This window comes from Petrotoga sp. 9T1HF07.CasAA.8.2, from assembly GCF_002895585.1.
Classification (GTDB): domain Bacteria; phylum Thermotogota; class Thermotogae; order Petrotogales; family Petrotogaceae; genus Petrotoga; species Petrotoga mobilis.
In genome coordinates, this window is sequence record NZ_AZRI01000034.1 from 1 (window position 1) to 11,829 (window position 11,829).

Annotated in this window: 12 protein-coding genes; 1 reads left to right on the top strand and 11 read right to left on the bottom strand. The window is 34.4% G+C overall.

The window, feature by feature from the left end; translation table 11 throughout:
• Positions 1–211 precede the first annotated feature (211 nt).
• Complete coding sequence (locus tag X925_RS07520; RefSeq protein ID WP_012209699.1) at positions 212–685, top strand: Fur family transcriptional regulator; 474 nt, start codon at positions 212–214, stop codon at positions 683–685.
• Between the two features lie 77 nt (positions 686–762).
• On the opposite strand, the gene gcvPB is transcribed toward X925_RS07520, so the two are convergent.
• From gcvPB to guaB, 11 genes are all read right to left on the bottom strand, one after another.
• Entirely contained in the window at positions 763–2,199 is a 1,437-nt protein-coding gene (gcvPB, locus tag X925_RS07525) for an aminomethyl-transferring glycine dehydrogenase subunit GcvPB (protein WP_012209698.1), read from the bottom strand.
• Entirely contained in the window at positions 2,196–3,542 is a 1,347-nt protein-coding gene (gene gcvPA, locus X925_RS07530; protein WP_012209697.1) for an aminomethyl-transferring glycine dehydrogenase subunit GcvPA, read from the bottom strand. Before gcvPA ends, gcvPB begins: the two co-directional genes overlap by 4 nt.
• 65 nt (positions 3,543–3,607) lie before the next feature.
• Positions 3,608–4,933 (bottom strand): glycine cleavage system aminomethyltransferase GcvT, encoded by a 1,326-nt coding sequence (gcvT, locus tag X925_RS07535; RefSeq protein WP_103064804.1) that lies wholly within the window; start codon positions 4,931–4,933, stop codon positions 3,608–3,610.
• 138 nt (positions 4,934–5,071) lie between these two features.
• Positions 5,072–5,743 carry a metallophosphoesterase family protein gene (locus X925_RS07540; protein ID WP_121959600.1) on the bottom strand — a complete coding sequence of 224 codons (672 nt, stop codon included), beginning with the start codon at positions 5,741–5,743 and terminating at the stop codon, positions 5,072–5,074.
• Between the two features lie 71 nt (positions 5,744–5,814).
• Positions 5,815–6,087: an HU family DNA-binding protein gene (locus X925_RS07545; RefSeq protein ID WP_012209694.1), complete on the bottom strand. Its 273-nt coding sequence runs from the start codon at positions 6,085–6,087 to the stop codon at positions 5,815–5,817.
• 115 nt (positions 6,088–6,202) lie between these two features.
• Positions 6,203–6,826: an RdgB/HAM1 family non-canonical purine NTP pyrophosphatase gene (gene rdgB / locus X925_RS07550; protein WP_121959601.1), complete on the bottom strand. Its 624-nt coding sequence runs from the start codon at positions 6,824–6,826 to the stop codon at positions 6,203–6,205.
• Positions 6,819–7,478, bottom strand: coding sequence for a ribulose-phosphate 3-epimerase (rpe, locus tag X925_RS07555; protein ID WP_012209692.1), 660 nt, complete (start codon positions 7,476–7,478; stop codon positions 6,819–6,821). The genes rdgB and rpe overlap by 8 nt, the downstream gene beginning before the upstream one ends.
• A 12-nt stretch (positions 7,479–7,490) precedes the next feature.
• Positions 7,491–8,393 (bottom strand): ribosome small subunit-dependent GTPase A, encoded by a 903-nt coding sequence (gene rsgA, locus X925_RS07560; protein ID WP_121959602.1) that lies wholly within the window; start codon positions 8,391–8,393, stop codon positions 7,491–7,493.
• Entirely contained in the window at positions 8,390–8,893 is a 504-nt protein-coding gene (locus X925_RS07565) for a PASTA domain-containing protein (protein WP_121959603.1), read from the bottom strand. The genes rsgA and X925_RS07565 overlap by 4 nt, the downstream gene beginning before the upstream one ends.
• A gap of 5 nt (positions 8,894–8,898) precedes the next feature.
• Complete coding sequence (gene rlmN / locus X925_RS07570; RefSeq protein WP_121515476.1) at positions 8,899–9,942, bottom strand: 23S rRNA (adenine(2503)-C(2))-methyltransferase RlmN; 1,044 nt, start codon at positions 9,940–9,942, stop codon at positions 8,899–8,901.
• 291 nt (positions 9,943–10,233) lie between these two features.
• Positions 10,234–11,685, bottom strand: coding sequence for an IMP dehydrogenase (gene guaB / locus X925_RS07575; RefSeq protein ID WP_121515477.1), 1,452 nt, complete (start codon positions 11,683–11,685; stop codon positions 10,234–10,236).
• Between the last annotated feature and the right edge of the window lie 144 nt (positions 11,686–11,829).

Here is an 11,829-nt window from a genome sequence, read left to right on the forward strand (position 1 = left end):
TTGTTGTTCTATCTCTTCTATGTACCATGGCTCTGTTATATTCAGTATCTGTTCAAAAAATTTTGGTAACTCTTTTCTCATCTGGTATCACTCCCTATATGTTTTGTGTTCTTCTACATGATACCAGATTATTTAATCATTTGTTCATATTTCATTTTTTCTACCCACACTTTTTGGAAGAGAACCAATAATTTAAACTAAGGTGGTAGAGTTGGAAATTAAATACGATAAAAATAGTATAATCAAAATATTAAAAGATAACAAGATTAAGGTTACTCCAAATAGATTCAAAGTAGCCTTTGAGCTTTTTAACTCTAATGAACATCCGTCGATTGATCAATTGCATCAAAAGTTAGTAAAAAGTAATGAAACTCAGATTTCTTTCACTTCAGTGTATAACATTGTAAAATTATTTGAAAATGCAGGACTAGTAAAAGAAATTTTAATTGAAAATAAAATTCATTACGATTCTAACATCACCCCTCATGCGCATTTTATTTGCAAAAATTGTGGAAAAGTGCAAGATATAGAGTTAGATAAATTAAATTTCATAGATGAAAAGAAATTAATTAGTTTTAAAACTTTTACTGAAGAAGAATTAAAAGATAACAAAATCGACTCTGTTGAAATCACTTTCTATGGAATCTGTGGAGAATGTTTAAAACAAGAAAACAGTGAGGCGTAAGTCGATATTTTTGCCTCACTGTTTTTTTGACTTAATATAACAAATACCTTCAACTCTCATCCCCAACTTATCAACGCCTACTCAAATTTTACCTTTAAATCCTTATTGGCTTTTATTTCGTCCAATCTTTTAATAGTTAAAGTCAAAGGAGCTTCTTTTAACTTATCTGGTTCTTTTCTGGCTTCTTCTAAGATTTTCTCATATATAGAAGCAACTTCATCCAAGGTTTCTTTGCTTTCAGTTTCGGTTGGTTCGATCATCATTGCTTCATCCACTATCAAAGGAAAATAAACTGTTGGAGGATGCATACCATAATCTAAGAGCCTTTTTGCAAAATCCAGTGTGCTTACACCATAATCTTTCAACGAAGTCCCTTTTATTACAAACTCATGCTTACAGACATCTGGATAAGCAACGTCTAAAAATTTCGACAACTTCTCTTTCAAATAATTCGCATTTAAAGTTGCAAGTTCACTTACCTTCTTCAAACCTTCTTTGCCCATTGATAATATGTAAGTGTATGCTTTGATTAGTACTAAAAAATTACCATAAAAGCTACGTACTTTACCAATGCTTTTAGGGATATCATAATCAAAATAATATTCCCCACTTTCTTTCATACCCACAATAGGTTTAGGCAAATACTCTTTTAAAAAAGACTTTACCGCTATAGGACCACTCCCAGGTCCCCCCATTCCATGAGGGGTGGAAAATGTTTTGTGTAGATTTAGATGAACAACATCGAAACCATTATCTCCAGGTCTTACTTTTCCCATTATTGCGTTTAAATTCGCCCCATCGTAGTACAACAAGGCATTGTTTTTATGCATCAAATCAGATATCTTCAGAATATCTTTTTCAAACAATCCCAAAGTATTTGGGTTTGTGAGCATAATAGCGGCAGTATTTTCATTCACTAAAGATTTCAAATGATCTAAATCGACTCTTCCCTCATTATTCGAATTAACTTTAACCACTTCAAACCCTGCCATTACCGCAGATGCAGGATTCGTACCATGAGCGGAATCTGGTATGATAACTTCATTTTTATGACCTAAATTATTTTCTTGTAGATATTTCTTAATAACAAGCATTCCTGTAAGCTCCCCATGGGCACCAGCAGCAGGCTGCAGGGTAACATAATCCATCCCTGTTATCTCTTTGAGAAATTCTTGTAATTCATACATCAATTCCAACGCACCTTGTACTGTACTTTCCTCTTGATAGGGATGAATAAATTTGAATCCATTCAAAGATGCAGCCTCTTCATTCAGAAAAGGATTGTATTTCATTGTACAAGAACCCAAAGGATAAAAACCTCTATCAACCGAATGGTTTAGACTGGCTAATTGATTGTAATGTCTAACAACATCAACTTCGTAAAGTTCTGGTAGATTCGGAGCTTCATTTCTAACTAAATGTTCTGGTATATCTATCTGAGATTCTTTGACATCCAATTTAGGAAGCGAATATGATGTTCTCCCGCTAACTGATTTTTCAAATATCAATTTCATGATAATCCCTCCAAGAAAGAACATAAAAAGTCGATATCTCTTTTTTTAGTCAGTTCTGTTGCACAAAACAGTACCTTATTCCCCATTTCTTCATAAAAATTCTTCAGTATCAAAGGTCCAAAATAATGTTGCTCCAACAGTTTTTCGTTGAGAAGATCAGGATCAATTTTGCTTTCTAATACAAACTCGTTAAAAAATGGTCCGTCAAATACAGGTTTAAACTTTTCAGTCTCTACCAATTTTTTTGCTAGATAATGGGCTTTATGATAATTCTGAAGAGAAACTTCTCTTATCCCTTGCTTTCCCATCACATTCATATACAAAGAAGCCAAAAGAGCATTGAATGCATGATTTGAACATATATTAGAAGTAGCCTTCTCTCTTCTTATATGTTGTTCCCTTGTCTGCAAAATCATGCAAAATCCTCTTTTACCATCTTGATCCACGGTTTCACCGATAATTCTGCCAGGCATCTTTCGGATGTACTTTTTTTTGGAAGCGAAGATTCCCAAACCCGGTCCCCCAAATGAAGGTGTATTTCCTAAAGATTGACCTTCTCCTACTACTATATCCACCCCAAATTTTCCAGGAGTTTCTAACAACCCTAAAGAGATTGGATAGGTAACTACAATGAAAATAACATCGCTAGGAACCTTTTCTCTTATCGCTTTCAAATCTTCTATTACACCAAAAAAGTTTGGATATGAAACTACAACACAAGATGTTTCTTGGGTGATTTTAGAAGTTAATTCATCTAGATCTAATTGACCCGTTTCAGATAAATAGCCTATTTGCTCTATATTCATCCCTTGCACTTCAACATAGGTTTTTGATACTTCTTGATACTCGGGATGAACCGTTTTAGACATCAAAACATGATTTTTACCATTAATTCTTTTTGCCATTAAAATAGCCTCAGCTAAAGCTGAAGCACCATCGTACATAGATGAATTAGAAACTTCCATCCCCGTAAGATTGCAAATTTGAGTTTGATACTCATAGAGTATTTGGAGGGTACCCTGAGAAACTTCAGCCTGGTAAGGCGTATATGCAGTTAAAAAATTCCTATTTGAAGCTAAAGGATATATCACAGAAGGAATATAATGATTGTAAATTCCCGCACCTCTAAAAATCCCGTATTCTTCCATATTTTTATTCATTTGCGATAAATCGGTTAGCCTTTCTTTAACTTCTAATTCACTCAAACCCGATGGGATATTCAACTCACCTTTGAACAGTGCTGGAATATCTCGATAAAGTTCATCTATATCTTTTATTCCCAAAAAAGAGAACATTTCTTCTATGTCTTTTTGGGTATGGGGTAAATATGGAAAATCATTCATTATAACATCTCACCTCTTTTTATTATTCTTATAAAAGTTGATATAGCGCCCCTTTGCCCGTATTTTTACTTTGTGCTTTTTACACTTCCTTTATAAAACGGAGTTTTCACGACCTCAGCTTCTAATAACTTTTCCCTTGCTTTTATACTCACAATGGTTTCTAATTTTGAAAATTCTTTACTTACATAGCCTAAGGCTAAATTTTTCCCCAAAGTAGGAGACTTTACACCACTTGTCACAAACCCTATATTTTCATTATCTTTGAAAATTTCATACCCATGTCTCACGGGCATCTTGTCGTGTACTTCCATACCAACTAATTTTCTTTTGATTCCTTCTTCTTTTTGTTTCAGCAAAGCTTCCTTACCAATAAATTCTTTATTAAAATCAACAGTCCAACTTAGACCTGCCTCCAAAGGAGTAGTATTTTCATCCATATCGTTGCCATAAAGGAGCATTTTAGGCTCGAATCTCAAAGTATCCCTGCTTCCTAAACCACATGGTTTCCCATCAACCTCTTTAGCAAGTTGTATAAGTCTATCCCAAACTTTAACAGCGATCGCTGGAGACAGGTACAACTCAAAACCATCTTCACCTGTGTATCCGGTCCTTGATAATATTACTTCTTCTCCTTCCAATCCTAGAATTTTGAAGGAATAATATTCTATACTATCCAGATCAATATCTTTAAGATATTTTTGCAGTTGATCCTGGGATTTAGGACCTTGGAAAGCTATTTGGCAATATTCATCACTCTTGTTAATAACCTCAACATTAAAAGAAGAAGATTGCTTTCTTACCCAATCAATATCTTTTTGAGTATTAGATGCGTTGACTACCAACAAGATCTTTTCTTCGTCTAATTTATAAGCGAGAAGATCATCTAAAATACCACCATCCTCGTTACACATAGGAGAGTACACAATTTTACCAATGGGTATCTTTTCCACATTATTTGTAATAAGGTGATTTACAAATTTCTGAGCATCTTTCCCTTGCACAAATAATTCACCCATATGAGATACATCAAAAACTCCAACACAATTTCTTACTGCGTTATGCTCATCAATAATAGAAGAATACCATAACGGAAGCTCCCAACCTGCAAATTCTCCCAACTTCGCTCCAAGTTCTATATGTCTTTCATAAAGCGGAGTCTTTTTAAGTTCAGACAAAGTAATTCCTCCCTTCTCCAATTCTTCAATTATAACTATCGCGCTTTCAAAATCTTTATCCTCAACATATAAATCGTAAATTGCTCCTTCACCGAAATATTCTCCACCTATTCCAATGGGAGATTTTAAAAATACTTGTATACCGTTTTCTTCCAAAATTTGTTTCAAAATCTGGCTCTGTGAATAATTGCAGTAATCTTTTAGTTTTTTCAGCATTGTCTCACACCTCTCAGAGAGAAGATACTATTCAAACTTAATTATATCACTCTTTGAAAAAGTTAGAAAGTCGAAGTATTTTTAATTAGAAGAGTTTAAAGGCAATTAAAGACGATTAAAGAAGTTTAAATCGATTTTTCAAACAGCTTGTAAAACTACGTGTCTATTATCCTCAGTGATTCCAAAGGCCGTCAATTTCCCACCGTACACACATCCCGTATCTATATCTACACTTATTATTTTCTTATTATTATCTCGTTTCACAAAGATCTTATCTTCACCTGTTAAGTACAATGTTGGAGTATGTCCATGAATGACGGTGTAATTATAAAACCTATCTGACATACTTAAAAATTCATCTCTTATCCACAACAAATCCCATTTATCTTGTTTTGAAAGTGACTTTTTTGGATTAACTCCCGCATGTACAAACAAATATTTCTCGTTTTCTACTTCCAACTCATAATACAGAGGTAGATCTTTTAAAAAGTTTATATACTCTTCCCCAATATTGTTATTGAAACTTTTAATTGTCGACAATGCACCGTTGTAAAACCAGACACCTTCTCCATACTCATGAGTTTTTTGACAATAGTCGACCATCATATCGTCATGGTTCCCCTTTAAAAAAATACGATTCCTCTGTTTGCTTAAAGTAATCAAAAGATCCAGCACCTTTTTTGAATCAGGTCCTCTGTCCACATAATCACCAAGAAAAATCATTGTGTCAGAATCTTTGATCTGTATCCGTTTTAAAAGCGAAATTAAAGTATCGTACATACCGTGGATATCTGAAATCGCCCAGATCACTTGAAACCCTCCCATGTGATCAAGTCTTTATCATAAAAAAATGGGCAGGAATCCTGCCCATTTTTTGGAATTTACTTCACCATATCTTTTAATTCTTTACCAGGAACGAATTTTGGAACCATCTTTTCTGGAATCTTAATAGCTTTTCCAGTTTGTGGGTTGACACCTTTTCTAGCTGCTCTTTTCTGAACTTTGAAAGTTCCAAAACCAACTAACTTAACCTCTTCACCCTTACTTAAAGCCTCAGACACTACATCAACAAAAGCATCAACGAAACTTTCTGCATCTTTCTTTGTTACGTTAGCCTTCTTTGCAAAAGCATCAACTAAATCTTTCTTATTCACAAACATTCCCCCTTTCAACAGATAAAGATTCTTAAATCCTGATTCTACGGAACTTCAACGAAATTATACCATAAAACCAAAAAAATATCCACTTTTGAATCAATATTATGAAAAATTACTCTTTATTTTCTAATATTTTAGCACTTTTTAAAAAAAGAAGCAACTTTTTTATAGCCTTTGCCCTATGACTTATGCTATTTTTTACGTCTTTGGTCAGTTCTCCAAAAGTACAATCGTATCCATCAGGAATAAAAATGGGATCGTAACCGAAACCATTCTTTCCCCTTATCTCAAAAGCTATTTTACCATAAACTTCTTCTTGACAAGTAACTAAAATATTTTTTTGAGGGTCAAAATACGTCGCCGCACAGGCAAAATAAGCGGTTCTATCTTTTTCATTTTCCAGCATTGATAATAATTCCTTCATCTTCTGCTCATAGGAATGATTTTCCATGAACCTTGCAGAGTTCACGCCAGGGAATCCTCCGAGAGAGATTATAGACAAACCAGAATCATCTGAAAAAACCGGTTTTTTTATTAATTTTGAATAAGCCCAAGCTTTAATAACAGAATTTTCTACATAAGTTTCGCCATACTCTTCTACTTCAAAATTATCCTCTTTTATCTCATCAAATATATATTTAACAGTGATACTTCCATTTATATCAATATTTTGCAAGATTTCATTGATTTCTCTTACCTTGTTTCTGTTTGATGTAGCCAAATACACCTCACTCAAAATCTTCTGCCACCTTTTTTAGTTCGATTATCTCTTGTGAAGGATTTTCTGAATAAAACACACTGGCACCAATGATAAAAGTGTTAACGCCACTTTGGTGAAGTAATCCAATGTTCTGTTTATTCACTCCTCCATCAACCATTATTTCAACATTCAGTCCTTTCTCATCAGAGAGCCTTCTTAATTTTCTCACTTTTTCATAAGTAGTTTCTATAAAATGTTGTCCAGTAAATCCTGGATTAACCGACATAATCAATACCTTGTCCACATATGGTAGAATTTCTTCTAAAAGTGACACTGGAGTATGCGGATTTAAAGTAACACCTGCTTCACACCCCAACTCTTTGATTTTTAATACAGTTCTGTGTAGATGTGTGACCGCTTCATAATGCACTGTTATGCTATTCACAGACTTAGAAAAGTTTTCTAAATATTTATCTGGTTCAACTATCATCAAATGAGCATCCAAATATATATCTTTAAATTTTTTTCTAATCGATTCTACTATTGGAAAACCAAAAGTAATGTTTGGAACAAACACTCCATCCATAATATCGAGATGTATTCCATCAGCATCTTTAGAAACTTTCTCTACCTCTTGAGCTAAATTCAAAAAATCAGCAGCTAAAATGGAAGGATATATTTTTATCAAACTGAAACACCCCTATTGTAATTTTAGTGAACTATCTTCTATTTCTTCGTATATTTGACAATAATTGGTATACCTACTCAACGAAATCTGTCCGTTCTCTACAGCCTCTTTAATTGCACATCCAGGTTCAACCGTATGGGAACAGTTCGAAAATTGGCAAAAACCGTCAAATTCCAAAAATTCTCTGAAATAACGCCTTACTTCATCTTTTTTTATTCCCCTTAACTCTAAACTCGAAAAACCAGGTGTGTCGACTATATATCCTCCAAAATCAAAATAAAGCAGTTCAGCATAAGTTGTTGTGTGTTTACCTCTACCTAATTTTTTGGAGATTTCTCCTTCTCTAAGTTTCAATTTTGGATCTAAAACATTCAATAAACTGGACTTTCCAACTCCAGAAGGACCTGCAAAGGTCGATACTTTGTTTTTTAAATATGATTTTAATATATCTAAATTATTTTTCGTTAATTTCGATGTAGGAATCACAGGATAAATTTTACCATATATTTCTATAAATCTTTCCATTTCTCTTTTTTCTTCGTCACTACCAAGCAAATCCGTTTTGTTTAACACTATGACTACATCAAGCTTCTCTTTTTCAGCGAGAACTATGATTTTATCGACTACTATCAAATCTACTTGAGGCTCTTTAATTGAGGTAACTAAAACAAGTTGATCCAAGTTAGCTACTCTAGGCCTGTATAATTCATTTTTTCTCTCTAAAATGTTTTCGATTCTTCCATAAGTATTATGTTGGTCCTTAGAATACTCTACATAATCGCCAACAATGGGCCTAATCTTCTGTAATTTGAATCTACCAGGGAGAAAGCAGTTAATTTTTTGATTACTTTCCAAATCTTGAACGGTTACCATATCCGAATGAAATCTAACAACTATACCCTTTCTCCAACTCATTGATTACTCCCTTCATATTTACCGACATAGAGAATCACCCTTTCTCCACTATAATTATTTCCTGGTGTTGGAGACATGTTCAATACCACATCATTTTCTTCAGGTTTATAAGTTAATTGATTTCTAATTTCAAAGGCTATGTTGTACTCACTTAAAAACTGTTGTGCTACTCCGGAAGGTATACCTATCAGATCAGGAATCTTCAGAGTATTCATCTCTCTAAGTTGGACTATTACGTGATGTCCTTCTTTTACCTTTGTACCAGGTTCAGGATCGGTATACAAAACTTTTTCTCCATTACCTACTACGTTTGGAATTAGATTTAATTCCTCTAAAGAAGAGATTGCTACCTTTTTATCTTCTCCGATCAAATATGGAATCTCAACCATATTGGAACTATTGGCAAAAACTGTCATAAAAAAAAAGGCAAATATTCCAGAGGCAACTATCCCTAAAATAAAAAATATCAAATTTTTTATTAATTTTCTTACTTTAATCATTATGTTCACCTATTAGCTTCTTTTAACTCTCTAGTTCTTAATTGGCCACATGCGGCTGATATATCACTACCTTTCTCAGCTCGCACCACAGCATCAATTCCGTTCTTAACGAGAGTATCCAAAAAAGCTTGAATAAACCTTTTTGACGGCTTTTCAAAGCCCGCTGGATTTTCATTGACAGGAATTAAATTAACCATCACTTTCAAATCACCAAATAGTTCAACTAATTTCAAAGCGTCCTCTTTTGAATCATTAAATCCTTTTATCAAAATATACTCAAAAGTAACCCTCTTTTTTGTTTTTTTCTGATAAATTCGGCATGACTGAATAACCTGCTCTACCGGATATTTATGATTTATTGGCATTATTTGATCTCTTTGAAGATTCGTTGGTGCGTGAAGTGAAACAGAAAGTCGAAACTCTTTGTTCAAATCTCCTAATTCTTCAATTTTCTGAGGAATTCCCGCGGTTGAAATGGTTATATGTCTTGCCCCTAACTTTTTCATCTTTGGATGGTTTAATATCTCTATGGTTTGAACAACGTTGTTAAAATTTAATAATGGTTCACCCATTCCCATGTATACAACATTTTTTACATCCATCTCTTTATCTTTTTCCATAGCTAACAGTTGACCAATGATCTCACCTGTCGATAAATTTCTAACGTAACCGCTTTGTCCTGTAGAGCAGAAAGAACATTTCAGTGGGCAACCAACTTGTGTTGATATACAAGCTATCGTTCTTGAAGGGTAGTAAATAATTACCGCTTCAACAGTGTTCTTATCCTCTAACTCCAAAAGATATTTGGTGGTTCCATCTATCTTTGAAACCTCTTTTTTAACAATATGAGGAATAGATATTTTAAAATTATCACTGAGTTTTTGTCTATCGTCTTTAGATAAATTAGTCATCGATTCGAAATCAAAAACTCTTTTCTTATAAATCCAATCACAAATTTGATCAGTTCTAAATTTTTCAAGTCCCAATTCATTGAGTAAGTAACTTTGTAAATCCGAATATTCAAAATCTAAAATGTTTTTTGTTTGCATATAACTTCCTCTCCATTAAAATATATACTATCGTTTCCCCTTCCATATACTCCACGAGGGACCTGCGGTCCCTAACCCAACTGGGATGGAGGGCTCCGCCCTGTGACCCTTTTAAAATCAGAGCCTTAATTTTGAAGCTTAATTATAAGAATATCTTCTAAATCTTAGTTTTAGCGACCCTTCTCCCCGCTCCCCACCCATAAGGATAAAAGAATTTTTATCCCTTGACCCTGCCAGCCCACCCCTTTAAGTAGGTGAAAGATCAGCCTATTATACGTCATAAATCAATAACTAAGATGAAAAGAAATAATTCGGAGCTTCACGTGTAATCTTTACATCATGTGGATGACTTTCTGTTATACTTGCGGTTGTAATTTTTATAAATTTAGCCTTTTGCTGTAATTCCTTGATATCTTTTGCACCAACATACCCCATTCCAGCTTTGACTCCTCCAACTAATTGTATTATAACATCTTTTACCTCACCTTTGTATGCTACCATAGCTTCAACACCCTCTGGCACAAGTTTCTCATTTGGTGTACCTTCTTGGAAATATCTATCTTTGCTTCCTCTTTCCATAGCTGCTATCGAACCCATGCCTCTGTATGTTTTAAACTTCCTACCTTGATAAATTATCGTTTCGCCAGGTGCCTCTTCAGTACCTGCAAAAATACTTCCCATCATCACGGTAGAGGCTCCTGCAGCTAAAGCTTTGACGATATCTCCAGAATATCTTATCCCACCATCTGCAATAACAGGAACGCCGTATTTATTCGCTTCTTCTGAAACTTTCATAATTGCACTTAACTGTGGTACCCCCACACCGGAAATAACTCTGGTGGTACAAATAGAACCTGGTCCAATTCCAACTTTTACTGCATCTGCTCCGCTTTCTATTAACATCTTGGCAGCTTCAGCAGTAGCTATATTTCCAGCAATTACAGGGAGTTCCGGGAATCTTTCTTTTATCTTTTTTAAAGTTTCAATAATATTTTTGGAATGTCCATGGGCTGAATCTAAAACAACAAAATCGACTCCTGCATCAACTAATTCTTGCGTTCTTTGTAAACCATCTGAAACACCAACAGCAGCTCCAACAACTAAACGCCCTTTATCATCTCGTGTTGCGTTTGGGTTTTCGATTACGGAAGTAATATCTTTTATCGTTATCAAACCTTTTATATGTCTTTTATCATCTACTATAGGCAATTTCTCTATTTTATTTTGATGAAGTATCTCTTTTGCCTCTTCCAAAGATATATGTGAACCAGCTACAACTAAATTTTGGTAGGGAGTCATCAATTCTTTAGCTTTCTTTTCCATATTTTGTTCAAACCTAATATCTCTATTGGTCAATATACCCAAAAGAACTTTATCATCATCCACAACTGGTAATCCACCAATTCTGTACTCTCTCATGATCTTTTCAGCTTCTTTAACGGTTGTATCGGGCGTAATTGTTATGGGATCGTATATAATCCCGTTCTCTGTCTTTTTTACCTTTGAAACCTCATAGGCTTGCTGTTCAATCGACATATTTTTATGAATAACACCAACGGCACCTTCTCTTGCCATAGCTTTTGCCATTTGGGATTCAGTCACAGTATCCATCGCTGCAGAAAGAAAGGGGATTTTTAAATGGATATTTTTTACTAAATAAGATGTAGTATCAACCCTGCTCGGTACAACTTCGCTATACTGCGGTAGTAGTAACACATCATCAAAAGTTAGATACTCTTCCATTTCTCTGCCTCCTTGCCGTGGTGAATATTATCGTAAAAAAACGTTTTTAGCGCCCCTTAGCCGGGGCCCTGCCCTGTAACCCATTTAAAATTATTTAATTTTTAAAATATTTATTCTATCTAGATTTGCGCCCCTTCGCCCCGC